Source organism: Streptomyces corchorusii (assembly GCF_001514055.1).
GTDB classification, from domain to species: domain Bacteria; phylum Actinomycetota; class Actinomycetes; order Streptomycetales; family Streptomycetaceae; genus Streptomyces; species Streptomyces olivaceoviridis.
Map to the genome: position 1 here is coordinate 272,151 of NZ_KQ948362.1, position 25,143 is coordinate 297,293.

A 25,143-nucleotide genomic window follows, 5' to 3' on the forward strand; every position below is an offset into this window, starting at 1 on the left:
CCTCATGAGCACAGCCCGCACGGTCCTGGTGATCGGTGGCGGCGCCGCAGGCAACGCCGTGACGGTCCTGCTGCGCCGCGCCGGCCTCACGGTGGACCTGATCGAGGCGAAGGACGACTGGAACGCCACCGCCGGCTCCGGCATCACCCTCCAGGGCAACGCCCTGCGCGTCCTGCGTGAACTCGGCGTATGGGAACGGGTGAAGGCGTCCGGCTTCGCATTCGACTCCGTCGGCATCACCGCCCCCGACGGCACGCTCCTGCACGTCGCCCGGGACCTGCGCACCGGCGGCGACGACCTGCCCGCCACCGTCGGCATGCAGCGCCCGCAGCTCCAGCAGATCCTGATCGACGCCGTACGAGCCGGCGGCGCCACCGTGCGGCTCGGCACGACCGCCGAGATCCTCGGCCAGGACGCGGACGGGGTCTCGATACGGTTCTCCGACGGCGGCGAGGGCCGGTACGACCTCGTCATCGCCGCCGACGGCCTCGGTTCCTCGACCCGCGCGGCGATCGGCATCGATGCCAGGCCGGAGCCGACCGGCATGGCCATCTGGCGGGTCGCCGCCCCGCGCCCGGCCGGAGTGGTCCGCACCGACCTCGCCTACGGCGGCCCGGCCTACATCGCCGGGTACTGCCCCACCAGCGACACCACCCTGTACGCGTACGTCGTCGAGGACAACCGCGACCGCGCCTCCATCCCGCCGGAGACCTACGCCGACGAGATGCGCCGCCTCGCCTCCGCCTACGGCGGCCACTGGCCCGAGATCACCGAACACATCACCGACCCGGCGAAGGTCAACTACACCTGGTTCGACCGGCTGCTGGTGGAGGGCTCCTGGCACCGCGGCCGAGTGGTGCTGATCGGCGACGCCGCGCACTGCTGCCCACCCACGCTGGCGCAGGGCGCGGCCCTGTCCCTGGAGGACGCACTCGTGCTCGCCCGGCTGCTGACCGCCTCGGACACCTGGGACGACGCCCTCTTCCAGGCGTACTACGAGCGGCGCGTGGCCCGCGTCCGCCCGGTCGTGGAGGCGTCCGTGCGGATCGGGCAGTGGCAGCTCGACGGCGTCCGTGACGCGGACCTCCCCGGCCTGATGGGACGCACGATGACGATGCTGCGGGAGCTGCCGTGAGCACGGCCCCCACCGTGGACGTCCACGCGCATGTGCTGCTCCCCGAGGTGGAGGCCCTGGTGGCCGGCCTGCCGGGGCTGGCGGAAGCGAAGGCGCTGGACGCCCGGCGCAACGGTCCGGCGGCACTCGCCGTGAGCGGCTCCATGGTGCGCGAGCGCGTCCCGGAACTGACCGACCCCGCCGTGCGGCTGGCCGCGATGGACGCCCAGGGCGTGGACGTCCAGTTGGTCAGCCCCTCCCCCTCGCACTACCACTACTGGGCGGACGAGGAAACGGCCGAGCAGGTGTACCGGCTGGCCAACGAGGCGACGGCGGCGCACTGTTCCGCCGCGCCCGACCGGTTGCGCGGGCTCGGCCTCGTGCCGCTCCAGCATCCTGGTCACACGGTACGCGCCCTCGATCACGCGCTGGACCAGGGCCTGCTGGGCGTCGAGCTCTCCAGCCACGCACCGGGGCGGGAACTCTCCGACCCGGCCTACGCGCCCTTGTGGACCCGGGCCGAGGAAACCGGCGCGCTCGTCTTCCTGCACCCCTTCGGCTGCACGCTCGACGAGCGGCTCGACCGGTGGTACCTGTCCAACACCGTGGGCCAGCCGGTGGAGAACGCCGTCGCGCTCTCCCACCTGATCTTCTCCGGCGTCCTGGACCGGCACCCGGGCCTGAGGCTGATCGCCGCGCACGGCGGCGGCTACCTGCCCACCCACATCGGCCGCTCCGACCACGCCTGGTCGGCCCGCTCCGACGCGGGCGCGGGCTGTGCGCACCCGCCCAGCAGCTACCTCAAGCGCCTGTACTTCGACTCCCTCGTCCACGATCCGCACGTGCTGCGGGAGCTGGTCCGGACCGCGGGCGCGGACCGGGTGCTGCTCGGCTCCGACTTCCCCTTCGACATGGGCACCGAGGACCCCGTCGGCGCGCTGCGCGCGTCCGGACTGGCCGACGCCGACTTCCACGCCGTACGCGGAGGCAACGCCGCCGCACTCCTCCGAAAGAACTGACACCATGCGACTTCTCACCCATCTGCGGCACGTCGACCTCGCCGTGCCCGACTACGCCAAGCAGCTCGACTTCTACGCGGGCGTCTGGGGCCTGACGAAGGTCGCCGAGGACTCCGGGATCTCCTTCCTGGCCGCCGAGGGCTCCCCGGAGCAGTACGTGGTGCGGCTGCGCAAGGCCGAGGAGAAGCGCCTCGACCTGGTCTCCTACGGCGCCGCCTGCGCCGCCGACGTGGACACGCTCGCCGAGCGACTCAGCGCCGGGGGCGTGCGGTTGATCTCCCAGCCGGGCACGGTGGACACTCCCGGCGGCGGCTACGGCTTCCGCTTCTTCGACGTCGACGGCCGCACCGTCGAGGTCTCCGCCGACGTCGAGGTCCGGCAGCACCGCAGGATCGAGGAGAAGGAGTCGATCCCGGTCAAGCTCTCCCACGTCGTCCTCAACTCCCCCGACCTGAACCGCACCCGGGAGTGGTACGAGCGCCACCTCGGCTTCCGCCTCTCCGACACCCTCAGCTCGCCGCACATGGGCGAGGTCATGCACTTCATGCGGATCTCCAACCAGCACCACTCGATGGCGCTGGCCAAGGGCCCGCACACCTCCCTGCACCACATCTCCTTCGAGATGCGCGGCATCGACGAGTACATGCGCGGCTCCGGCCGCGTGATCCGCGCCGGAGCGAGGAAGATCTGGGGGCCCGGCCGGCACATGGCGGGCGACAACACCTTCACCTACTTCCTCGACCCGCACGGCAACACCGTCGAGTACACCACCGAGCTGGAGTGCCTGGACGAGGACACCTGGCACCCCCACGTGTACGACTTCTCCCAGCCCGAGGTCACCGACCAGTGGGGCACCGCGAACCCGATGAACGAGCTGGTCGCGAAGGAGTCCTTCAACGACCCCGACCGGGGCGTCTTCGTCGCCCCGCCGGTCTGATCCCACCCCCTCGCTCCCGGGGCGCGGCCGGCCCTGCCACCTGCCCCGACCCAGTCCCGCCGCGCCCTCGGGCCAGCCTCCCCGGAGCCGCACCATGCGTTTCGCCGCCTACGAACACCATCACCGCCGCCGCGTGGCCGTCGTGGAGGACGACGGCACCCTGCTGCCGCTGCCCGGCACCACTTCGCTCACCGGCCTGCTGCGGGAGTCCGGCGGGCTGTCCGGCCTGCTCGCCGCAGGCGCGGCGGCGCTCGACGTACCGCCGGGTCCGCACCTGTCCGAGGTCCGGCTGCTGCCGCCGCTTGAGCCCGCCTCCGTCCGGGACTTCGTCACCTTCGAGGAGCACGTCGAGGGCGTACGGCGCTCGGTGAGCGGCGCGGTCGGCGTGCCCGAGCAGTGGTACGCCGCGCCGACCTTCTACTTCACCAACCCGCACGCGATCTACGGCCCGCACGACGACATCCCCGTCCCGCCCGGGTCGAGTGCGCTGGACTTCGAACTTGAGGTCGCCGCCGTCGTCGGCCGGGAGGGCCGCGACCTCACGCCCGAGCGGGCCCGTGATCACATCGTCGGCTACACGGTCTTCAACGACTGGTCGGCCCGCGACCTCCAGTCCGCGGAGATGGCGGTCGGCCTCGGCCCTTGCAAGGGCAAGGACACCGCGACCACGCTGGGCCCGGTCCTGGTCACCGCCGACGAGCTGGAGCCCCACCGGGACGCCGACGGCTTCCTGCGTCTCGCCCTGACCGCCGAGGTCAACGGCGAGACGGTCGGCACGGATCTGCTGTCCCACATGAGCTGGACCTTCGAGGAGATGGCCGCCTACGCCTCGCGCGGCACCCGGGTCGTGCCGGGTGACGTGCTCGGTTCCGGCACCTGCGGCAACGGCGGCTGCCTCGCCGAACTGTGGGGGCTGCGCGGCGAGCGGACGCCGCCGCCGTTGGAACCCGGTGACACCGTCACCCTCACCGTGGAGGGGATCGGCAGCGTGTCCAACACCGTCGTGCCCGGCGCGGAACCGGTTCCGCTGCCCTACGGCCGGCGCCGGTCCCGGGAGCGGTCGTGAGCGCCCCGCACTCCACGAGACTGCTGGGCAAAGTGGTCGTGGTCACCGGCGCGGCCCGTGGCCAGGGCGCCGCCGAGGCAGCGGCGCTGACACGGGAGGGCGCGCGGGTGATCGCCACGGACGTACGGCCGGAAGGCGACTGCCGCCGCCTCGACGTGAGCAGCGAACAGGACTGGGCCGACCTCGCCGCCGAACTCAAGGAGTCGTACGGGCAGGTGCACGGCCTGGTCAACAACGCGGGCATCACCTGGCGCGCCCGCCTCGGCGACGTACGGGCCGCGGACTTCGACCGTGTGCACGCGGTCAACGTCACCGGCCCGCTGCTCGGAATCCAGTACCTCGCCCCGCTGATGCCGCCCGGCTCCTCGATCGTCACCATCGGCTCCTCGGCCGCCCTCACCGCCCACTACCCGGTCGCCTACACCGCCAGCAAGTGGGCGCTGCGGGGTCTGTCGAAGACGGCGGCGCTGGAACTCGGCCCGCGCGGCATCCGCGTCAACACGGTCCACCCCGGCTACATCGAGACGGAGATGACCGCCTCCGCCGCTCCTACCTTCCGCGAGGCCAACGTCCGCGAGACACCGCTCGGCCGCACCGGGACCGTCGACGAGGTCGCCGGGCTGGTCGTGTTCCTGCTGTCGGAGGAGTCGTCGTTCATCACCGGCGCGGAGATCCCCGTCGACGGCGGACTGACCGCGCACGGCGGGGTCAAGTCGGTCTCCGACGCGCTGCGCGAGGAGCCCTCGTGAAGCGGCTGGAGGGCAAGGTCGCGCTGATCTCCGGCACGGCCCGCGGCCAGGGCCGGGCCGCCGCGCTGCGGTTCGCCGCCGAGGGCGCGCCGTTCGGCATCCGCGCCAACTGCGTCATCCTCGGAAGGATCGACACGGACGGCTCCCGCGCCAATCTCCTCGCGGACGACCACCCGCTGCGCGGCATCGCCCGCCCCATCCCCCTCGGCCGCACCGGCACCTCCGACGACGTGGTCGACGCACGCTGAGGGGCGAGTCGGCGGGCGGTCAGGAGGCTGGCCGCTGACGGCCGAGGCGGCGGACGGTCAGGGCGAGGGCGATCTCGACCAGGTCGGCGGGGCGGGACAGGGAACGGCCGGTCAGCTTCTCGTAGCGGCGCAGGCGGTTCAGAACGGTGTTGCGGTGGCAGTACAGCCCCCTGCTCGCCCGCTGGGCCGAGCCGTCGCAGGCCAGCCAGGCGGCGAGCGTGTCGAGCAGCACGTCCGCGTCGGCCGGTTCCAGCCGTGCGAGCGGACCGAACGCGCGCTCGACGAGCAGGCCGGCGAGTTCCGGGCAGGACACGACGAGCGCCTCGGGCAGATGCTCGTCGAGCCGTACCGTGCCGCCCGCGTCGCCGCACAGCCGCAGGGCGGTGTCCGCCAGCCGGCGCGCCTCGCCGACGCCGGCCAGTCCGTCGGAGGGGAGCCCGATCCCGACGCGCAGCCCGGGCGGCGGCTGGTCCGGCGCCGGCACGACGCCGTCCTCGACCAGGACGATGCCGTGGTCCGTCTCCGGACCGGTGTGCCAGTGGGCCCGCACTCTCGGGGGCAGCAGGGCCCGTACGGCTTCGGCGGACCGCTCGCCCGCGACCGCGACGACGACGTACCGCCCCTGCTCGGGCAGACCGAGGGCCTGCGCGGTCTCCGGCAGGTCGGCGATGCGGCCGGTACCGTCCAGCAGCGCGGCGGCCAGCAGCCGCAGCCGGTTCTCGCGCCGCCACGCGAGGCGTCGTTCGGTCTGCCGGTAGGCGTCCGCGACGAGCGTGCAGTGTTCGTCGACGAAGTCCCAGACGTCGCCGGCCACGTGCACCAGCAGCCGTACGTCCTCCGGAGCGCTGCGGGAGGTGACGTCGACGAGTTCCTGCCACACCAGCGAGCCGCCCAGCCGGAAGGCGTGCAACAGGGCGTCCAGGGGCAGCCCTTGTTCGGCTCGGTCGACCCCGATGCGCCAGGAGCAGCGGTATGCGGAGTCGCGGGTGCCGCGCGGGTCGAGCAGTGAGGAGACGCTGTGCCGCAACGAGCGGTGCGCCTCCTGCCAGACGCCCGGGCGGTCGTCGTCCAGCGCGGCCCGGTAGGCCGGTTCCCTCTCCCGCAGGGCGGAGACCAACCGGTCGGTGAGAGCGGGCAGGTCGTCCAGCAGCGCCCGGGCGGCGCGGTGCAGCACCCGCAGGGCCTCGGCGTCGATCAGCGACCGGGGGTGTGGTGCGCGCGGCCGGGGTGCGGGCTGGGGTCCCGGGCGGAAGGCGGGTCGTGGCCGTACGGCAGGGCGCATGGAAGTCTCCCCCAGGGTCGGCTGACGCGTCGTGTTCCGAAGAATGACATACCGTCCGGTCGGTCCCTAGAGGTGTGCACCAGTCTTTTCCGCCTGCTCCACCAGCCGTGCCAGCTCCACCCGCGAGCGGACGCCGAGGGCGGCGAAGACGTTGCGCAGGTGGTAGTCGACGGTGCGGGTGCTCACCGACAGGCTCAGGGCCACCTCCCGGTTGGTGAGGCCCTGGGCGACGCGGCGGGCGATGCGCAACTGCTGCGGGGTGAGCCGGTCCAGCCCGTCCGGCAGGAGTTCGCCCGAGGCCGAGGCGCCGCCCCCTCGCACCGCCGCGCCCGCCCCGGCCCCGGCCGTCCTCGCCGTCCCGGCCACGCCGTTCGCCCGCAGTTCGGCCGCCGCCTGCTGCGCCCACGGGCGAGCGCCGCAGCGTTCGAAGCCGAGCAGGGCGGCCCGCAGCTGGCCGCGTGCCTCGCGGAGCCGACGGCGCCTGCGCAGCCACTTGCCGTACAGCAGCTCGGTGCGGGCGCGCTCGAAGTCACCGGCGGCCTCCCCGTGCCGCCGCAGGGCCTCCCGGTACAGCGCGTCGGCCGGCTCGGGCGGAGCCAGCAGGGCGCGGCAGCGCAGCAGCTGGGCCGGGGCCTGGCGGTCGGCGTCGCACGCGGCCCAGCGCGCGAAGTCCTCGACCGCCTCCCGTGCCTCGTCCGGCTGCCCGGCCAACGCGCACGCCTCGACGTAACACGGCACGGCGAGCATCCAGACGGCGAAGTGCCCGCGCCCCGTGCCGGGCCGCACCAGCGGGCCGAGCCGCTCGGCGGCCTCACGCGGACGGCCGTGGCCCAGATCGGCGCGGGCGGCGGCCCACTGGGCCAGCGTGGCGGCCTGCGCCAGCCCGTGGCGTCGTGCGGTGGCCAGCGCGGCGGTCACGTGCTCGGCGACGGTGTGCGCCTCGCCCTCGATCGACGCCGCGAGGGCCAGCACGGCGTGGTGATGGGCGGCCGTGTTGCGCTGCCCGGTGCGGTACGCGCTGCGCAGGCCCTCCTCGGCATGGGCCCGGGCAGACGCATGCCGTCCCGCCCGGAGTTCGCCGTAGGCCAGGAACTCCAGAGCCCGCGCCTCGTGCACGGCGGACCCGTCCGCACGGGCCACCGCGAGCGCCCGCGCACCGGCCCGCCGGGCGGCGGTGGTGTCACCGAGCAACAGGGCCGCCGAGGCCGCTCGCAGGAGCGTGTCGGGGGCGTTCGGTGGGGGCGGGGGCTGTCGAAGGGTGCCTGTCGTGCGGGGTAACTGATCGGGGGAGCGTGAGATGTGCGCTTGCCGAGGGTGGTCGGCCGTCGGGGGCGAAAGCGGTTCGGCTGCGGCTCCGGCTGGAGCTGCGGCTCCGCCTCCGGATGCGGATGCGGATGCGGATGCGGTATGCGCCTGCGCGGGGCCGTCGTCGGTGGTGTGCGGCTCTTCGCGGCGGTCGTCGGCTGTGTGCGCGAACTGGTCGTGGTGGTGGTCGGCAGTGCGCGCAAGCCCGCCGTCATGGTCGCCGGCAGCAGGCACGAGCCCGCCGTCATGGGCGTCAGTCGTGTGCGCGAGCCGTTCACGTTCGGTCGTCGTCCACGCGCGGTCCACCACCCGCCGCAAGGGCGCGGCGGCAAGGTCGAAGCGGCCTTGCAGGACGGCCCGCATGCCCGCGCGGTGGTCGCGCAGGGCCGGGGACGGTACGACGGTGCCGACCGGCTCGCCCGCGAAGCGGGGACCGGCCGACGGGAGAAGGCCCCGGCCCCCGGGCGACTGCGCCCCGCCATCCGGGCCGCTCGCGTCTCCCCCGCTGTGAGTTCCGGACCTCGAGCAGACCCTGGCCGTGCCCTCAGCCGCCAGCGCGCTCAGGCACGCTGCCAGGTCGCCCGCCGACCAGGCGGCGTCCGCGGCGGCCAAGGCGGCCTCGGCGGACCGCTCAGGGTCATGCGGAGCGAACAACTCCGCGGCGAGCAGCAAGGTCTCGCGGGCGTCGTCGACGGGGCCGTCCCATCGCAGCACCGTTCCGCGCAGCAGCTCGGCACGCGCGCGTACCGTCGACGGCGCCGGGCGATCGCGGGCCGTGTCGAGCAGCCGCAGGGCCCGGTCGGACTGCCCGGCCAGCAGCGCCTGTTCGGCGGCGGCCGTGTACCACCGGACCTGCCGAGCGCCGTCCGCGGTGAGGTCGGCGGCGCGGGTGAGGGCCGTGCAGCGCAGTGCGGGCGACACCGCCGGATCCGCCTGGGTCGTGGCGGCGGCGAGGTCGGACGCCAGCGACGGAGCCGGACCCGCGACGGCCCACGAGCGGTGCAGCAGCGCCATGAGGCCGCGCCCGTCGGGCAGCGCACGGGCCAGCGCGTCGTGGGCGGCACGGCGCCGCTCGGCCGACGCGTCGGCGTACACGGTGCGGCACAACAACGTGCTGCGGAAACCGATCCGGCCGTCGCGAGCATGGAGCAACTCGGGCAGGGGGGCGACGTACGGTGAGAGCCGGCCGTCACCGCTGTCGCCACTGTCGTACGGAGCGGGGTCGCGGTACGACTCCGGTCGGCCGCTGTCGGCGGCATGCGGCCCGCGCGGCGGACCACACCGTCCCTCGGAGCCGTCGGACCGCCAGGACGGCGGGCCGGAGTTCGGCGCGGAACGGTTCTTGTCGGCGAGTGGCCGCGGCGGTGGCCCGAGGCGGGGGGCGCCCGCGGAGATCCACGCGGTCGCGCGCCGTGCGAGATCGGCGTCGACGGTGGCCTCTCCCGTCACCTGTGAGGCAGCGGCGGTCACGAGCAGAAGGTCGCGTTGTCCGGGGAGCGCCCGGGTGAGGTGGCCGCCGACCAGCGCGGTCAGCGTCTCGGCATCGATCACGGGCCGTGGCAGGGGCGCGAGCCCGCGCAACTGGGCCGGGGTCAGGCGGTGGAACACTCTGAGCAGGAGGGCCGGATTGCCCTCCGCCGCGGCCGTGATCTCGTCGCGCACGCCAGGGTCGAGTCCGTCCTGTGCGATGTCGTCCAGCAGGGCGGCGGCGTCCGGCGGGGACAGGGGAGCCAGGCGCAGCAGCGGCAGGCCGGTGAACTCCGGGTCCACGGGGCGGTGTCCGGCGACGGTGAGCAGGAGGGCGACACGGCTCCCGTCGGACAGGTGAGCGGCGAGTCGGCCGAGTGCGGACCGGGAGGCGGCGTCCCACAGGTGGGCGTCGTCGACGCACAGGAGGACGGTCCGGTGCGCGGCCGTGGACCGCAGCGCACCGACGAGTTCCCGCACCGGGTCGGCGGCGCCGACGAGGGTCGTCCCGACCGCGTGGCACAACGAGCGGATCCCGGTCAGCGGCTCCCGGGACTCCCCGGCGCGGGCGCGCACGGTCACGACGGGCCCGGCGGTGAAGGCGCGGGCGACGTGGGCGAGGAGAGCCGAGCGGCCACCCCCCGGCTCGCCGGTCACCACACAGGCACCGCCGCCACGCAGCCGGTCCGACAGCGCTGCCATCACGTGCCGTTGGGGACCCGGCCGGTACCGCGGTGAGGCGAGTCCCATGGGCGTCTGTCCGGTCATTCCCACGACCTTACTGACGCGTAAGTAAGCGTGGAAGCCCGGCGTCCGGGCCGCTTGCACACAGTCTCAGGGACATCACCTGCGCGTTCCGGGTGAGTTGGCGGGAAGCGGTCTGTGCCGCGGCACACCGCGCGCGGCTCCGAACGGTGCTGCGGCACAACGCGCAGGGCTTCGAGCGGCGTTCCGGCACAACGCCGGCGGCGGTCGCCGTCACGGGCGACCGCCGCCGGGTCACTGACGGACGATCAGTTCACGGGTGCGCGCACGCGTTCAGCTGGTGTGCGGGCAGTTGCCCCGGTACTCCTCGATGGTCAGGCTCGGCCGCGGCAGCGGGCACAGGAACTGCTCGTAGCGGGTGTCGTTGTCGATGAACCGCTTCAGCCACGACACGCTGTACTTCGCGATCGTGGTGTTCGAGGTGTTGGGCGTGAAGTGGGTGGCGCCGTTCAGCTCCAGGTACGCGCGGTCGAGGGAGCTGGGGAGAGTGGTGTAGAAGGGTTCGGCGTGGGTCGCGACGGGAGCGATCGTGTCACCGTCGGCACCGAAGATCAGGGTGGGTGTCTTGATCTCGGGCCAGGTCTTGTCGAGGTTCCACGGGGTCAGCGGGATCGCCGCCTGCAACGAGGGACGCGATTTCGCGGCCTCCAGACTGCCGCCGCCGCCCATCGAGTGGCCCATCACGCCGAGACGGGTGGAGTCGATACGACCGCGGACCGAGCTGCTCCCTGTCAGATAGTCGAGCGCGGCGAGCAGTTGGTTCCCCCGGGAGTCCGGTTGGTCCAGTGTGGTGAGCGTGTCGATGGTGAAGACCACGAACCCCTGTGACGCCAGGCGCGGGCCCAGCCAGGAGATGGAGGACTGGGTGCCGGTGTAGCCGGGCGAGACGGCCACGGCCCCGAAGGTGCCGTCGGCGGTGCTGGTCGGGTAGTAGATGGTGCCCCCGCCGAATCCGCTGACGGCGAGCCGGGAGACGGTCGTCTCCGACACCGCGTACGGCCCGCGGAGCGCCTCGATGCTCGATTCGGTCGGCGCGGGGCCACGTTCGAAGGGGTTGTCCGCGCCGTGGGCCGCCGGCCCGCCGAGTGCGGTCAGGGTGAAGACGGCGCTGACGGCGGCGGCGAGGGCCGCGAGCCGTCCGGTGCGACGGCCACGACGGCCGGTACGCGGGTCGGGGAGGGCCGGGTGCGGACGGTGGACCGGTGACGTGGTGCCGGTGTGCGGGTGCTGCACGACGAGTCGTCCTCTCTGTCGCGGCGAGCTGCCCGTTCGGCGTCGACGGCGCGCGCATGCGTCCGACGGTCGAAGGGCACCGCCATGGGGCTGGCGGTGCCACTGTCGACGCCGGGCGGGCGTGAGGGGACCGGCAATGTCACCGGTCTCGTCAATCACGCGCCCGGCGAACCGCGCCCACTCCACCGGGTCCGCTGCCGACGGGGGGCCTCCCACTCCCCCGCAACGGCCATCCGCCGTCCAGCCCGCCCGGCCCTCCCCCGGCCCGACCCCCGAGCATCCCGGGATGCGTCATCCGCCCCGTCGCTGTGTAGTCGAACGGTCGCCGGCCCGGATCATGCACGCCCCGTCGAAACACGCGGGACCGAGAACGGCACACCCAGCATTCGGAGTCGTTGATCACCTGGCCGCGATCACCCCGATGACCAGGCGAACACCGCTGACAACAGGTCGAGGTCGGCGAGGCCGTACGCACCGGCCTCGCCGACCTCGACCGCGAGATATTCCTCAGTCGGCTCCGGGGGCTGAGGTTGTGGGCTTGTCGATCGCCTCTGCGGGCGTCTGTGGTGCCGGTGGTGGGGGCGGGAACGCCCCTCCGCGGCGTAGAACGGCGTAGCCGATGCCGATTCCGGCGGCGACGGGCCACTCAAGGGCACCTGCCAGCGCGAGGGCGCCGAGCCCGGCATAGAGGGGAAGTCCCCCCTTGGCCGGCAGGATGCGCTGGGCGGCGGTGACGGGAAGGGTGACCGCCTTTTGCGCGGCGTGGGCGACGCTGTCGAGCGGGATGGTGATCGTATGCCGGTCGTGGTCATGCCGCGTCTGGTCGACGGTCGCGTCCGTGGGGGCCGCTGCGGGGGGCTGAGCTGTCGTCTGGGTCATGTGATCACCCCATCACTTTTACCGACCCTTCTACATTATGTCCGATACATGCATATCTCGGAGTCCGTCCGCTTGCGGATCGGCCGACCGACCGCGCAGGAGTCGGCGATCAGCGTCCGAGCAGCTCACCACTCCTGTTCACCTTTTGTTGGCACAGTTGAGAGATTGGGGCCATTTACGCGCCTGGGAAGCGGATTTTCCTGAGGAAAACCGGCAAAACCAGCCGCCTTCGATGTGGCTTGATCGGCTCAAGGACACCGCAGTGCCCCTCACGCTCGTCATCACGCTCCCCCGCACCTCGCTCGTTCCCCCGGTGCGGTCGCTCGTCCGCACCCTCACCCCCCTTGCCGCGCCTCTCCTTGGCATGGCCATCGACGCCAGCGGCCTGGGACTGCCCGCACGTCTCCTGCTTCACGCCGCGCTGCACACCACCCAGCAGCTACGGGACACAAACAGTGAGGTGAGCACGCCTGTGCCGCTCGCGACCGCGGCGACTCCTCTCGCCGGCTCCGGCACGCGTACCGCCGCATAGCGGGGATCGCCTCCGGAAGCCGTGGGCGGCGGGTCAGGCCACCGGAGGTCGGGCTGGAACACGGGCACGAACCACCGCGGGTAGCGCCGGGCCGCACCGTCCCACGGATGCCCCGTTTTCAGCGACGGCGGGCGCGTCGCGGGAGAGTGTGGCGCAGAAGTCTGCGTATGCGGCGCAGTGCGGGCCGGTCCACACCGGGCCGCGGGCCGTCCCCTCGTCCCAGGGGCACCTCGGGCATGGGCTGTCTGCGCCCGGCGATCTCCAGCACACAGACGGCGGCATCGCCGGCATGGACAGTGACGCCGAAGGGCTGGGGCGGGTCGCCGGGAAGTTCGGCAGTGAGCGCGACGGGCCTGCGGTGTCCCGCCCGCGCGCCCTGGTAGCCGACCACCTTGCCGTCCACCAGTAGCTCGGTCTCATGTGCGGCCATGCGTGTCTGCACCGTGACGGAGTGGCCTGCCACGTCCAGATGGAAGCGGTGACAGCGGGACACGGGCGCACCTCCCAGGCTGCCGTGAGCGGCCCGTCCTCCCAGCGTAAGCGGCGTCCACCGCAGCGGCGCGCCCTGCGGGGGAACCATGTTTCCGCGTTGCGCTTGGCGCCGAGGAATCCAGAAGGGCGCCACTGGCGCATGGGAAGTAGGGCCGCAGCCCGGGGGTGCTCTCTTCTGATGGCAGGCGGCGCCGCAATCGGCACAGCAGGCACGGCCGCAGCAGCGGTCCCTGCCGTGCCGCACCATGTGCACACGACCGTGCCGGACTGCGGCGGGCGACAGCGTCGGCGAGGAGCGCCGAGGCCGAGCAGGGCGGGGTACTCACACAGCAGGCATCAGGGCTGGCGTAGGCAAGCTACGGCGGGGCGGGCCACGTATTGGCAGGCGGCATCTCTATAGCCAGCAGCATCTCCGGCCTGACCGCCGCCGACGGACCGGACGCACTCGTGCGGCACCCGGTTGATCAGCGCGGCACAGTGCGCCGGCCCGGAGGGACGCACCACGGCGCCGAGGGACCGGACCGACTGCGCCGGACCGGCAACTGCGGCCTCCGAGGTTTGAGAGGGGCCGTCGCCCCGCTCACCGGCCGGTCTTCTGGAACAGCGCGAGCTGGTCCTTAACCCAGGGGTCGAACACCGCGAGCCGGTGCTTGGACGACGGGTAGAAGGTCGCGAGCTGGTCCTCGATCCACCGGTCCGTAGGCTGCCGGGCGGCATGGGGGCGGTCGGTGGAGCGCTGAGCGCCACCCGGTACGCCGACGGCCGGGTGGTGTTCGGGCGTCTGGGTTGTGGCCGCCGTCGCGGGACCGCTGCCGATCGCCATGGCGCCTGCGGCGAGCACCGTGGAAGCGCCGACGATCGCGATCCGTCGAGTCATCTGCATGATCTTCTCCTTCTTGCCGGGCCGCGTCGCGCTGTCCATCTCGGCGGCACAACGCGTGACGCGTGTTCCGGCAGTGGTGCGGTGGCGGCCAGACGGCGCATACCCGTTCCCCACGCCTCGCACACACGGTGATATTTCAGGCATCGGAGTTATTTCCGTATCTCCTCACCAGCGGTGCAGACTGCTCACGCTGTGCAAGGGTTCCGATGGCCGGCCAGCCTTGACACGGCACGCACCGCACATGGCAATGTCGACGCCCTCCGAGGTCCCAGCGTCCGGCGGCGGGCCTGCTCCGCCTCTCGGCCGATGGCCCACGCGCCGGCGCCCGGTCCGAGCGTGGGTGAGCCTGTCCGGATTGATCACTGAGTGGATTGCAGGGGCGTCAGGCGGCCAAAGGCTGCGTCACCTTGGTCGCCGCGGTGCGGTCCGCGCGCAGCCGTTCCAGGAGGGCGTCGGCGGCGATGAGGGCCTGGTCCACCGACTCGGTGCCGGTCATGACGCACAGCGTGTGGGAGGCGTCCTCAAGCTCCCGGCTGGAGTGGCCGGTGGGGTGCAGATCATGGCGAAAGCGGGCGTCGGCGAAACGGGCCAGTACCCCGCGTAGTTCCTTCTCCGCAGGCAGCAACACAGCGACAACCTTCTCGAAAGGCGGGCCGTTCCACGGGGCCCGCGACGTCCGTGAGCGCGCACCCGCCGGGTGGCTGCACGGTCGGGAACGGTGGATGCGTGCTCAGGGAGTCGTCTGCCCCGAGCTGATCACCGTATGCACTTTGCTGCCGCACCGCGCTGAGGACGTTCCGGCACTGCGGAGACTTGGCTCCCAGCTGCTCTGTCTGTGCCGCGCTGTCACTCGTCCGGGTGGAGCTCGTCGTACACCAGCTCCACCAGTCTCTCGGCCTCGGGCGTACGAGGGTCGGCGGAGACCTCGTAGTACCCGCCCAGGGTGATGATCACATCCTTGCGGGAGTCGTCGTGGGGGTTGTCGCGCTCGTGTTGACCGTCTTCCTGTTCCTCGGAAGTCCGGGGGTCGGCGCTCTGCCACCACCAGATCCTGTTGCGGATCTCGTCCTTCGTCAGGGGGCCGTCCAAGGTGATGTCCCTGCCGTGGACCTTCGCCGTGATCCTCGCCGAGTCCGCGCCGGTAGCCATGCGCGCGCTCTCCTCTCCCGCGAAGCGGACGCCGTCAGCGCCATGTGTCGATCACAGCAGCGGCTACCCCGCCGAAGGCCGTGCCTCACGGGGTGCCGATGAAGTGCTTGCGCCTCGTCGGCTGTCCAAGGGCCGACTGTCTGCTCGTGCCGCCGACGGCCCGGCCGAACTCCTTCACCCGGCCGGCCCAGCCGTGGCAGCCCAAGCCAGCCACCGGTCAGCGGGTGATCGGGCAGCTCGGCTTCGTCCCTTCGAGGGACGGGGCCCGCCTCGTAGGCGCTGTGGCTGCGGCTGTCCGACACGTCAGGAGGCCCGGCTGATGCCGGGCCTCCTGACGTTCGTAGCGGGTACAGGAGGTGAACCTGCAACCTCTGGGTTATGAGCCCAGCGAGCTACCGAGCTGCTCCACGCCTCGTCGGTGGTGCCGCTCCGCACATGCTCCGCAGGCCAGCGGCAGATGTCAGCCGCGAACGATGTTCTCGGCCTGGGGCCCCTTCTGGCCCTGGGTGACGTCGAACGTGACCGTCTCGCCCTCGACCAGCTCGCGGTAGCCGTTGCCGGAGATGTTGGAGTAGTGGGCGAAGACGTCCGGTCCGCCGCCGTCCTGGGCGATGAAACCGAAGCCCTTCTCAGAGTTGAACCACTTCACGGTGCCGCTGGCCATACTGCGTCCTTCGATCTTGCCGGGGGTGCCGGCCGGGGTGAGTAGCGGCATCTCCCCCTACGGGAAGACGCCATCGTCCGTTCTACCCCGACCAGGGCCGTGTCATTCGATCATTCGTCCATGAGTCGGATGCGGTGTCGTCCGGTGGCAGGCGTCGGCCCGCGCAGCGGCCGGCCCGGACGACCGCTTCCGGACACGTCCCGCAATCTCCCCACGCGGGCGAACAGTGCTGAGTAGGCTGGCCGCGCCGTCCCGGTGGTCTCCCCCGTACCACCGGGACGCTGCATTTCAACGGTCCCGGACGACGGTCACGGACAACGGTCCCGGACGACGGTCCCGGATCCGGTGAATGCCGTCGGCCAGGTCGGAGCCGGTGCGGATTTGCTCGCGTTACTGCAAGCGGGGGTTGCACAAGCCTGTGGCTGTGCGCTCCACCGCACATTTGGCCACCCGGCCCTGCCAGGGGTTTCACCTCTGCCCGGCCCCGTGGCCCACCCCGGCCCGGCGGCCCACCCCTGGCCCCGCGGCCCACCCGAAGATGCATTTCGCTGGCGAAGCCTCAGTGGGTGCGTGCCGCGCTGGGCTCAGCCCCAGGTCTTGCCGGCCGGTTCCTTGATGGTGCGGTTGATCCGGTTGAAGAAGTTCGTCAGCGCGATCTCCAGGTTGATCGCGCCGATCTGTTCCTCGGTGAAATGCGCGTTGGCCTCTTCCCAGATCTCGTCGGTGACGCCCTGCGCACCGTCCTGGAGCCGGGTGGCGGCCTCGGCCAGCGCCAGTGCCGCGCGTTCCGCATCGGTGTAGAACGGCGCCTCACGCCACGCCGCCACGTTGTGCAGCCGCTCGTCGGTGTCACCGGCCCTCTTCCCGCCGACGACGCTGGCGTGGACGCACGCCGAGCAGCCGTTGATCTGACTGGTTCGCAGGTAGACCAGCGCGAGTAGCTTCGGGTCGACGCCGCCGACGGCGATCGCCTTCTGGAGGTGCTGGATCGCGGTCCACACATCGGGGTTGTCGGTGTTCTTGTTCTTGAGCCGGTTTTCCATGCGGGAGTGCTCTCCTTCATCGGGTTACGTTGCGGCGCCTGTGCGCGTCATCCCTATGACGGAGCAGCTTCCAAGGAGGTAACACCATGGCCGGCACCCATCCCGCCGACCCGATCGCCCATGCCTTCGAGTCCCACCGTGACCGGCTCCGCGCCGTCGCCTACCGCATGCTCGGATCACATGCCGATGCGGAAGACGTGGTCCAAGAGGCGTGGCTGCGGCTCTCCCGCCAGGACACCGACACCATCGACAACCTCGGCGGCTGGCTGACCACCGTGGTCGGCCGCATCAGCCTCGACGTCCTGAGGGCGGGCCGTACCCAGCCGGATGTTCCCCTGGACGCCCGGCTGCCGGAATTCACCGTGACGCTCGACGCCGCTCCTGCTCCGGACGACCTCGTGACGCTCGGGGACTCCGTCGGCCTCGCGCTCCTCACGGTCCTCGACTCGCTGCGCCCTGACGAACGACTGGCGTTCGTACTGCACGACGTGTTCGCCGTGCCCCACGGGGAGATCGGCGCCATCCTCGACAAATCCGCCGACGCGACCAAAATGCTCACCAGCCGAGCCCGCAGGAAGGTACGGGCCGCCCGGCAGCCGGCAAGCGGCGGACGACAGCAACGCGAGGTGGTGCGGGCCTTCCTGACGGCGGCCCGCGACGGCCGGTTCGAGCAACTGCTGGAGATTCTCCACCCCGAGGTGAAGTTCACCGTACACACCGCGAACGGCACGTTCGTCACGCTCGGGGCCACCGAAGTCGCCATCCGCGCGCGGGTGGCCGGCAGCGCGGCACGCGGACATGCGGCAACCGTCAACGGCCGCCCCGGCGTCATCTCCTGGAACGAGGACGGCACCCCGCGCTCCCTCCTTGCCTTCACCGTCGCCGAAGGCCTCATCACCGAGATCACCGCCGTGGTCGACCCGGCCGAACTCGCGCTCATGGACCTACCGGACCCGTTCTGACTCCCTGCCGACGAAGGTTCCGCGTACTCGAAGTGGTCCCCGCCCGATCCTGCATAGACGTTCAACTCGGCCTCGGAACAGGCGGCTTCGATCGGGCAAACCGGCCGCCGGGGGGCAGGTGGGGAACGCGTACCGGCTGAACTCGCGCAAGGCGCGGGTCCGCAACTCAATCGCCTCTGCGGTTCCGGGGCCTCTCCGACAGCCGGGCGGTGCCGGCGCGCGTCGCGCCCGCCGGTGCCAAGATGGTCGCGTCGCGACGGAAGGGGGGTGCATCGGTGGTCCGGCCCACCCATCCAACCGGCGGACAGCACCGCTTCCCCTTATCCAGTCACCAGTTATCCAGTCATCCAGTAAGGAATCACGGCATGACCGTCCCGCGCGCCTTCCCCCTGGAGCCCATTTCGATCCGTGTGTCCGACGAGGCCCTCGACGACCTGCGCGCCCGTCTCACGCTGACCCGTGCGCCGCTGGACGAGGGGAACGAGGACTGGTCCTACGGCGTCCCGGACAGCTACCTCCGCGAGCTGGTGGCCTACTGGCGCGACGGCTACGACTGGCGCAAGGCCGAGGCCGCCATCAACGTCTACGAGCACTACGAGGTGAGCGTCGCCGGGGTCCCGGTGCACTTCATGCGCAAGCCCGGCCGCGGCCCCCGCCCCATCCAGTTGATCCTCACCCACGGCTGGCCGTGGACGTTCTGGCACTGGTCGAAGGTGATCGACCCGCTCGCCGACCCGGCCGCGTACGGCGGTGACCCCGCCGACGCGTTCGACGTCATCGTGCCGTCCCTGCCCGGCTTCGGTTTCCCCGGCCCGCTCACCGGCTTTCCGGACGTCAACTTCTGGAAGGTCTCCGACCTCTGGCACACCCTGATGACCGAGACCCTGGGCTACGAGAAGTTCGCCGCCGGGGGCTGCGACATCGGCGCAATCGTCACCAGTCAGCTCGGCCACAAGTACGCCGACGAGCTCTACGGCATCCACATCGGCTCCGGGCTCCCGCTCGACTTCTTCACCGGCCCCCGCGCCTGGGACTTCGCCCGGAACCGGCCCCTCACCGACGACCAGCCCGCCGACATCCGCGCCCGCATCATCGAGCTGGACCACCACTTCGCGTCCCACCTCGCCGTGCACATGCTCGACGGCGCCACCCTGGCCCACGGGTTGAGCGACTCACCCGCCGGACTGCTCGCCTGGCTGCTGGAGCGCTGGAACGCCTGGAGCGACAACGGCGGCGACCTCGAATCCGTCTTCACCAAGGACGACCTGCTCACCCACGCCACGATCTACTGGGTGAACAACTCCATCGCCACGTCGATGCGTTACTACGCCAACGCCAACCGCTATCCCTGGTCCCCCGCCCACGACCGCACCCCGGTCGTGCAGGCCCCGGTCGGCCTCACCTTCGTCACGTACGAGAACCCGCCGGGCATCCACACCGCCGACGAGCGCGTCCGGGCCTTCACGTCCGGCCCGCAGGCCGACTGGTTCAACCACGTCAACGTCAACGCCCACGACCACGGCGGCCACTTCATTCCCTGGGAGAACCCCGACGCTTGGGTGAACGACCTGCGCCGCACCTTCCGCGGCCGCAGGCCCTGAACGACCTCGGGGGGCTCGTCCGGCAACGGGTGGGAGCCGGGGTCCGGGCGGGGGCAGCCCACAAAGGCGGGCACGCGATCGGACTACGCCGCGGTTCCCTGGCCGGCCTCCCCCGGATCCCCCAGCGCAGGCGGGGCGCACAGGCGCTCACGTCCGCCACCGCACCTCAACACCCGTCGGCAGCCTCACAAGGCTTACCCGGCCCGGAAGACTGACCGGGCTGAACGTAGCGGCAGGGACACGCCCCGGGCTCCACCGCCCACTCCTCCCCCGCTCACTCAGGCGGACCGTATCCGGGGTCAGTGGGAGTGGGTTGGCTCTACTTGGCTGGTGTCACGGAGTGGGAGGCAGGGAGAGCTGGGTTGAGGCGTGCGTGGTCCCGGTAGTCCCTTGGCGGTATGCCGTAGGCGTTGCGGAACACACGGCTGAAGTCGGCGGCTCGGGGGAAGCCCCAGCGAGAGGCGATCACGTGGATGGGTGTGTCACGCAATGTGGGGTCGGCCAAGTCTCGGCGGGCGTTCGCCAGACGTTGCTCACGGATCCAGGACGAGACGGTGGTGCCCTCTCCCTGGAAGATACGGTGCAGATAGCTGACGGATATGTGGTGCGCGGCGGCGATGGCCGACGGGGTCAGTTGGGGATCTCGCAGATGCTGGCGGATGAAAGCCTGGATCCGCAGGACCAGAGCGTGCCGGGCACTGTTGGGCGCGCCGCTGTCGTTCGCGTCGAGGTGATGGGCGAACAGCGCCGTCAGCAGTTCGAGGAGTGCCGCCTCAAGTCGCGGACCGTCTGACGAGCGGTAGGACTGGGAGTCGTCGGTCAGTTGCATGAGGAATCCCGACAGCAAGGCCCCGACGCCTTCCCGGCCCGGTAATCGTCGGGTGAGGAGCTGGTCCATCCATGAAGGGGGCAGCGGAAATCCGGCCTTGGGTACGTCGGCGCCGATCAGATATACCGATGGGCCGCCGAGGAGACGGAGGTGAACGGGCTGGGACGAGTCCAGGACGTGCATGTCGAAGGGGCCGTGGACGGCTTCCCGGTCACCCTGGGCCACTTCGCTTTCGCCTCTGAGCGGCAGGATCAACGTGTAGACCCCGGGATCGGACTGCCGAACGAGTTCCGGTGTGCGCCGGATGGTCGCGGGGTCCACGGTTGTGGACCACACGCGTGAGCCACCGAGCCTGAGCAGACGTGTCTCCGCCCGGAAACCCTCTCCCTCGTCACTGCCGGAGCCGAGAGGCGAGACATGTCTGCCCAGCCGTTTCCGCCAGGCATCGAAGCGATCGGTCGAGGGAACGTCGTGGCTCCGGAACGTCTTCTCGATCATCAAAAACCCCGTTGGGAAGCGGCCGAGCAGGGACGAGGGGCGCTGGTCAGACGTTCCACGTCACTGGCTGTCTGGCAATAATCGCAGGTCAAGTCCTGAGGTGGAGGTTAAATTCGTCGAAACAACCGTGTCAACGGCCGCTGGCCCGCGGGCGATGCGCACGGCCGGCCGCGAGGCTGCCGGCGCCCGAAGCGGGCACCGCCATCGACCAGCGGCTGCGCTCCTCGGCCGTGGATCCGGCGGCTACCCGCAATCAGCGCTGACTCTTCGACACGAGTAGACGCATCTCCAAGCCAACCGAAGACTCAGCGCTAACGACACCCCGGCGATTCGTCCGGCAGTCTAGTGCCGTATCAGGCAACGTCTGCCCTGTCGACGACGGTCCGTAGGCGCCGGTCGTCGGTGTTGCGGTTCCGCCAGATGATGTAGCAGCGGATCATGCTGCCCTGCTCCTTGTGGGTGGCGTGGTCGGTGCCGTCGAGGGTGAAGTAGCGCAGGGCGGTGAACTGGGCCTCGATGCGGTTGAGCCAGGAGGAGTTGGTCGGTGTGTAGGCGATCTCGACATTGTTTGCCGCCGCCCAGGTGCCCACCCGTTGGCACTTCTTCGTGGTCAGGTGCGGGGAGAAGTTGTCGCACACGATCGCGATCCGCACGGTCGGAGGATAGAGCGTGCGCAGGTAGCGGCAGAATTCCAGGAACTGGGTGTGCCTCTTGATGGGCTTGATGTGGCCGTAGAGCTTGTCCTTGGCCAGGTCCAGGGCGGCGAACAGGTGTCGCACGCCGCCGTAGCGGTTGTAGGTGGCCCGGCGTCTACGGCGAGGTTCACGGCCTTGATCCTTGTGCCTGCCGCCGCGTTCGGCCCACTGCCATCCAGGGTGCGGCATCAGGTTGAGCGGCCCGAACTCGTCCATGCACAAGATCCTTCGGGCTCGCCCTCCTCGGGTATGACCTCGCCGTCGGCGATCGCGTAGAGGTGTTCGACGCGGGCCTTCTTGGCCGCGTAGTCGGGGTCACGGGAGGTCTTCCAGGTCTTCAGGCGTTGAAAGGGAGACGCCTTCCTCGCGGAGCAAGATGCGCAGGCCCTCGTGGCTGATGTCGTCGACCACCCCCTCGACGACTAGGAACTCCGCCAGCTTGGACAGACTCCAGGTGGAAAACGGCAGGCCGTGCTCGACGGGTTTGGACTTGGCGAACTTCTTGATCTCGCGGCGCTCGGGCAGGGTGAACGTCTTCGGCCGACCGCCCTTGTATTTCGGGTAGAGCGAGTCGAAGCCGTCGGCGTTGAAGTTGTGGATCACATCGCGAACCCGGTCGGCGCTGGTGAAGGTCACCCCGGCGATCTTCGCCACCGGCATGCCCTGCGCGGACAGCAGTACCATCTGGGCCCGCCGCCAGGTCACCACCGATCCAGTGCCCCTGCGGATGATCCGCAGTAACCGCTGGCCCTCGGCATCGTCAATCTCTCGGACCTGTACGCGTATCGCCATCAGCACAGAGTGGCCGCCCCCTACCACCCGGTACAGCACCCGGACGGCGCGTCACATCACAACAGGCCCAACGTTCGCTGTCACAACACGCGGCCGCTCTGTCGGAACCGTGCACCACGCCGCCGCGTCTATCACGGGCATGGGCGAGAGAACCGCGGAACGGGCCACGGGTATGAACCCGAAGACTGAGGGCGGCGCCGGATGCCTACTCGCCGGCCTCGGTGCGACAGCCGCGCCGCTTGTCTGGGCACCGCGCGCCGCGGTCAGTATCGACGGAGGATTCGAGGGCCATGCCCGCGATCTGAGCGTACTCTTCATCGACCTGCCGCTCATCGTGCTCGGCGGCGCACTGGTTCCGCTCTTCGCCTGGGCGTTGGCCACCAGATGGGTGCACCGCCCCTGGGTCGCGGCACTCGTAGCCTTGGCCACGCTCGCGCTCGCGGTGTGGGGGCTCACCGAGTGGTGGACCCCCCGCCGGCAGCCAGACCCCGGTTACGGACCTGGGATCTGACCACGGCGTCCGCACATCGCAGCGCGACCAGCAGCCCCAGGATCACAACATCCCCGCGCCGTCGACTAAAGGGCAAATGTTGCCTGATGCGGCACTAAGGGCTGTCCCGCAACTGGAGAAAGTACGGCCAAGTCAAAGGCCCGGCACGCTCAGCCGGCTACATCGTCAGCAGGCCCCCCGGCTGCACGCATTGCCCACCGGGCGGTAGGGGTTCGTCAGCGCTCCTTGACCCAGATCATGCTCCGGCCAGACTCGTGCGGCGCCGTTATGCCGTCCTCCTCGATACGGTCGAGGCGGTAACCCAGGCGTCGCGCGACCGCGGCACTGCGGACGTTGGCTTCGTCGCAGTGGATCTCGACTCGGGCAAGGTGGTCCAGGCCGAGCAGAAGCTGGGTCAGCGCGCGAGCGGACCTGGTAATGACCCCGCGGCCCACGTGATCGACGTGGCACCAGTAGCCGATCTCAACGGCTTTGCCGCCGAGGTTGTCGTGGATGGCGGCCATGCCGAGGATCGTTTGCTCATGCTCGTCGAAGATGGCGAAGTTGTAGCTACGGTCGCTCGGCCAGTTCAACGCTTCTTCGAGGCGCTCCGCGTCCTGGTGTTCGGTCGGCGGGTTGTCAGCCCAATCCATCCAGGCGTGCAGGTGGTCGAAGGAAGCCAAGATCGCGCGGTATCTTGCTTCGCGGTCCCCGGCCTGCCAACGCCGCAGCAATAGGCCCTCGATCACGATGCGCTCGGGTACGTCGCCAGGGCGCAGGACGGGCTGCGGAATCGATGCTTGTGCCATTCGTGGACTATTCCTGCCTCGAAGGTAACGCGCAACGTCATTACTGCGTGTGAACGGGCAGACGTCCGCCTGAGGAGCCAGGCTACGAATTGCTCAGCGTGAGGTTGTGAAGGCGTGCGATGCCGAGGATGGCGTAGTGCACGCCGTCGCCCCTGAGGCGACAGTCACGCAGGATCTTCCAGGTCTTCATCCGAGCGAAGACATGCTCGACGCGAGCCCGGACCTGCTTGTGAGAGCGGTTGTGTTCCTCCTTCCAGCCGCAAAGCTTTCCGCCCGCAGGACGGCGATGCGGGATCACCAGGTCCGTGCCTCGGTAGCCGCCGTCGGCGATGGTCGTCGTCGTGCCGACTACGGCCGCGGCGCCGGACTCGGTCCATGCCTTGCAGTCATTGCGGTTTCCTGGCACCGGCACACCAACGGCCACGACAAGACGGCTGTCAGCGTCGATGACGACCTGGTGATTGGTGGAGTACCGGTAGTTCTTGGACTGCTCGGCGATCGAGTGGTCGCGGGTGGGTACCAGGGTGCCGTCCACGATCAGGACGGTGTCCCTGCGGAGACGCTGGCGCTGCTTGAGGGCCAACAGCGGGGCGGTTCGATCGATGATCCGGTCGGCGCTGGACTTTGATACGCCGAAGAGTGGCGCGAGCTGTCGCAGGGTCAGATTGGTCCGCCAGTACGCGGCGACCAGGAGCACCCGGTCGTCCAGCGGCAATGACCAGGGACGCCCTCGGCGAGTCCGATCGGCCCCCTCTCTGCGCAGCGTCGTGATCAACTTGCGGAAGTCACGCGGCCGTAGCCCGGTGAACGGGTGTATCCATGATGGTTCCGCTGCGGTGATCAGTCCTGCCACAGCAAGATCTTCGCAGGGTCAGATAACGTCCGGGCCGCTCACCCGACCAGCGCGATCTTTGCGGGACAGCCTTTAGGAGGGATGCGTGCCACCCCGTATGAGCCCCCTGTGCGGCTCGGCCTTCTACCGGCCCAGCACAGGAGGTGCATCAGCCGCTCCAACGGGCCGGCCCAGGTCGGCTCTCGGCTGTCGGGATCACATCGGGCCACCCCGGTTCTCGCTGCCGCGTGCCTGGGCATCACAGGCTTGGCGATGTCGGCAGCGCACGCCGACGTACGGGCCGCACTTCGTATTGATCCCGACGGAAAGAGGTGCCGATGGCGACCTGGGGGCTGATCCGCGAGGCAAGCGTCAAGCACTGGGACAGCTACATCACGGAGACACATGTGTTCGCATATGTGGAAGGTACGTACGAAGAAGCTCTGGTGGAGCTGGAACGGCATGCTCGGCACGCAATGGCTCATCACCCCAAGAAGCGCAAGCGCCGTCGGCTCTTCCGTAACGGCGACGACTTCCTGATGGTCGTCGATGACGCTGCCTGGCGGTCCTCGGGCATCCGGTACACGGTCGCGGAGCTGCTGGAGGACACCGCCGCACCGGCGAAGCCAACGCATGCGCGCGAGGACACGAGGGAGTCGACGGACACACGCGAGGGCGAGGCCACCGAGCCTGAGCCGGAGCCTGTGGACACCGTGCCGCCCGCCTCGCCGTCCGATGAGCGATACCCCGACGGCGTGCCAGTGAGGCCGAAGTGGCTGGGCCGCTCTGATCTGCCGTAAGAAGCCGT

General features: G+C 70.7%; 24 protein-coding genes, 1 tRNA gene and 1 pseudogene. 11 read left to right on the plus strand and 15 right to left on the minus strand.

The window, feature by feature from the left end; all coding sequences use genetic code 11:
• Positions 1-4 precede the first annotated feature (4 nt).
• The 6 genes from AQJ11_RS29910 to AQJ11_RS29935 all read left to right on the plus strand — a co-directional run bounded on the left by AQJ11_RS29910 (position 5) and on the right by AQJ11_RS29935 (position 5,133).
• The gene (locus AQJ11_RS29910; RefSeq protein ID WP_059265228.1) at positions 5-1,135 is read left to right on the plus strand and encodes an FAD-dependent oxidoreductase; all 1,131 of its coding nucleotides are present in this window, start codon (positions 5-7) and stop codon (positions 1,133-1,135) included.
• Entirely contained in the window at positions 1,132-2,133 is a 1,002-nt protein-coding gene (locus tag AQJ11_RS29915; protein WP_059265229.1) for an amidohydrolase family protein, read from the plus strand. The genes AQJ11_RS29910 and AQJ11_RS29915 overlap by 4 nt, the downstream gene beginning before the upstream one ends.
• 4 nt (positions 2,134-2,137) lie before the next feature.
• On the plus strand, positions 2,138-3,070 hold the full coding sequence (locus AQJ11_RS29920; RefSeq protein WP_059265230.1) for a VOC family protein: 933 nt from the start codon (positions 2,138-2,140) through the stop codon (positions 3,068-3,070).
• 94 nt (positions 3,071-3,164) lie between these two features.
• Positions 3,165-4,136: a fumarylacetoacetate hydrolase family protein gene (locus AQJ11_RS29925; protein ID WP_059265231.1), complete on the plus strand. Its 972-nt coding sequence runs from the start codon at positions 3,165-3,167 to the stop codon at positions 4,134-4,136.
• Positions 4,133-4,885: an SDR family NAD(P)-dependent oxidoreductase gene (locus tag AQJ11_RS29930; protein WP_059265232.1), complete on the plus strand. Its 753-nt coding sequence runs from the start codon at positions 4,133-4,135 to the stop codon at positions 4,883-4,885. Before AQJ11_RS29925 ends, AQJ11_RS29930 begins: the two co-directional genes overlap by 4 nt.
• Positions 4,882-5,133: a Rossmann-fold NAD(P)-binding domain-containing protein gene (locus tag AQJ11_RS29935; protein WP_167360883.1), complete on the plus strand. Its 252-nt coding sequence runs from the start codon at positions 4,882-4,884 to the stop codon at positions 5,131-5,133. Before AQJ11_RS29930 ends, AQJ11_RS29935 begins: the two co-directional genes overlap by 4 nt.
• A gap of 19 nt (positions 5,134-5,152) precedes the next feature.
• Here the strand turns inward: AQJ11_RS29935 and AQJ11_RS29940 are convergent, their stop codons facing one another.
• The 4 genes from AQJ11_RS29940 to AQJ11_RS29955 all read right to left on the minus strand — a co-directional run bounded on the left by AQJ11_RS29940 (position 5,153) and on the right by AQJ11_RS29955 (position 12,064).
• Positions 5,153-6,415: a PucR family transcriptional regulator gene (locus AQJ11_RS29940; RefSeq protein WP_059265233.1), complete on the minus strand. Its 1,263-nt coding sequence runs from the start codon at positions 6,413-6,415 to the stop codon at positions 5,153-5,155.
• Between the two features lie 66 nt (positions 6,416-6,481).
• Positions 6,482-9,892, minus strand: a complete 3,411-nt coding sequence (locus AQJ11_RS29945) for a helix-turn-helix transcriptional regulator (RefSeq protein WP_059265300.1) — start codon at positions 9,890-9,892, stop codon at positions 6,482-6,484.
• A gap of 333 nt (positions 9,893-10,225) precedes the next feature.
• Positions 10,226-11,185 (minus strand): bis(hydroxyethyl) terephthalate hydrolase, encoded by a 960-nt coding sequence (gene bdeA, locus AQJ11_RS29950; RefSeq protein ID WP_014677117.1) that lies wholly within the window; start codon positions 11,183-11,185, stop codon positions 10,226-10,228.
• A gap of 507 nt (positions 11,186-11,692) precedes the next feature.
• The gene (locus AQJ11_RS29955) at positions 11,693-12,064 is read right to left on the minus strand and encodes a hypothetical protein (protein ID WP_059265234.1); all 372 of its coding nucleotides are present in this window, start codon (positions 12,062-12,064) and stop codon (positions 11,693-11,695) included.
• A 262-nt stretch (positions 12,065-12,326) separates the two neighbouring features.
• On the opposite strand from AQJ11_RS29955, the gene AQJ11_RS29960 reads away from it, so the two are divergent.
• A complete protein-coding gene (locus AQJ11_RS29960) occupies positions 12,327-12,596 on the plus strand; it encodes a hypothetical protein (RefSeq protein WP_148282116.1) in 270 nt (89 codons plus the stop codon).
• A 118-nt stretch (positions 12,597-12,714) separates the two neighbouring features.
• Here the strand turns inward: AQJ11_RS29960 and AQJ11_RS50455 are convergent, their stop codons facing one another.
• The 7 genes from AQJ11_RS50455 to AQJ11_RS29995 all read right to left on the minus strand — a co-directional run bounded on the left by AQJ11_RS50455 (position 12,715) and on the right by AQJ11_RS29995 (position 16,827).
• The gene (locus tag AQJ11_RS50455; protein WP_208616645.1) at positions 12,715-13,026 is read right to left on the minus strand and encodes a hypothetical protein; all 312 of its coding nucleotides are present in this window, start codon (positions 13,024-13,026) and stop codon (positions 12,715-12,717) included.
• A gap of 642 nt (positions 13,027-13,668) precedes the next feature.
• On the minus strand, positions 13,669-13,971 hold the full coding sequence (locus AQJ11_RS29970) for a hypothetical protein (protein WP_244218416.1): 303 nt from the start codon (positions 13,969-13,971) through the stop codon (positions 13,669-13,671).
• Positions 13,972-14,353: 382 nt separating this feature from the next.
• Entirely contained in the window at positions 14,354-14,599 is a 246-nt protein-coding gene (locus tag AQJ11_RS29975; RefSeq protein ID WP_059265237.1) for a DUF5133 domain-containing protein, read from the minus strand.
• A gap of 218 nt (positions 14,600-14,817) precedes the next feature.
• Positions 14,818-15,120: a hypothetical protein gene (locus tag AQJ11_RS29980; protein ID WP_059265238.1), complete on the minus strand. Its 303-nt coding sequence runs from the start codon at positions 15,118-15,120 to the stop codon at positions 14,818-14,820.
• Positions 15,121-15,461: 341 nt separating this feature from the next.
• A tRNA-Met gene (locus AQJ11_RS29985) sits at positions 15,462-15,532 on the minus strand.
• Positions 15,533-15,580: 48 nt separating this feature from the next.
• Positions 15,581-15,784 (minus strand): cold-shock protein, encoded by a 204-nt coding sequence (locus AQJ11_RS29990; RefSeq protein ID WP_014677112.1) that lies wholly within the window; start codon positions 15,782-15,784, stop codon positions 15,581-15,583.
• 584 nt (positions 15,785-16,368) lie between these two features.
• A complete protein-coding gene (locus AQJ11_RS29995) occupies positions 16,369-16,827 on the minus strand; it encodes a carboxymuconolactone decarboxylase family protein (protein ID WP_059265239.1) in 459 nt (152 codons plus the stop codon).
• Between the two features lie 86 nt (positions 16,828-16,913).
• Here AQJ11_RS29995 and AQJ11_RS30000 point away from each other — a divergent pair, with 86 nt between their 5' ends.
• Together AQJ11_RS30000 and AQJ11_RS30005 are read left to right on the plus strand one after the other, a co-directional pair.
• The gene (locus tag AQJ11_RS30000; RefSeq protein WP_059265240.1) at positions 16,914-17,789 is read left to right on the plus strand and encodes a sigma-70 family RNA polymerase sigma factor; all 876 of its coding nucleotides are present in this window, start codon (positions 16,914-16,916) and stop codon (positions 17,787-17,789) included.
• 365 nt (positions 17,790-18,154) lie between these two features.
• Positions 18,155-19,390 (plus strand): epoxide hydrolase family protein, encoded by a 1,236-nt coding sequence (locus AQJ11_RS30005; RefSeq protein ID WP_059265241.1) that lies wholly within the window; start codon positions 18,155-18,157, stop codon positions 19,388-19,390.
• A gap of 319 nt (positions 19,391-19,709) precedes the next feature.
• Here AQJ11_RS30005 and AQJ11_RS46595 read toward each other — a convergent pair whose 3' ends face one another.
• Positions 19,710-20,720 carry a helix-turn-helix domain-containing protein gene (locus AQJ11_RS46595; RefSeq protein WP_398780915.1) on the minus strand — a complete coding sequence of 337 codons (1,011 nt, stop codon included), beginning with the start codon at positions 20,718-20,720 and terminating at the stop codon, positions 19,710-19,712.
• A gap of 350 nt (positions 20,721-21,070) precedes the next feature.
• A pseudogene (locus AQJ11_RS52485) lies at positions 21,071-22,204 on the minus strand (IS630 family transposase).
• 109 nt (positions 22,205-22,313) lie between these two features.
• Between AQJ11_RS52485 and AQJ11_RS30025 the strand changes: the two are divergent.
• A complete protein-coding gene (locus AQJ11_RS30025; protein ID WP_041665641.1) occupies positions 22,314-22,715 on the plus strand; it encodes a hypothetical protein in 402 nt (133 codons plus the stop codon).
• Positions 22,716-22,930: 215 nt separating this feature from the next.
• On the opposite strand, the gene AQJ11_RS30030 is transcribed toward AQJ11_RS30025, so the two are convergent.
• Entirely contained in the window at positions 22,931-23,503 is a 573-nt protein-coding gene (locus tag AQJ11_RS30030) for a GNAT family N-acetyltransferase (RefSeq protein WP_059265243.1), read from the minus strand.
• Between the two features lie 82 nt (positions 23,504-23,585).
• Positions 23,586-24,356: a transposase gene (locus AQJ11_RS30035; protein WP_079082461.1), complete on the minus strand. Its 771-nt coding sequence runs from the start codon at positions 24,354-24,356 to the stop codon at positions 23,586-23,588.
• Positions 24,357-24,673: 317 nt separating this feature from the next.
• On the opposite strand from AQJ11_RS30035, the gene AQJ11_RS30040 reads away from it, so the two are divergent.
• Complete coding sequence (locus AQJ11_RS30040; protein WP_059265244.1) at positions 24,674-25,135, plus strand: hypothetical protein; 462 nt, start codon at positions 24,674-24,676, stop codon at positions 25,133-25,135.
• The last annotated feature ends 8 nt before the right edge of the window (positions 25,136-25,143 follow it).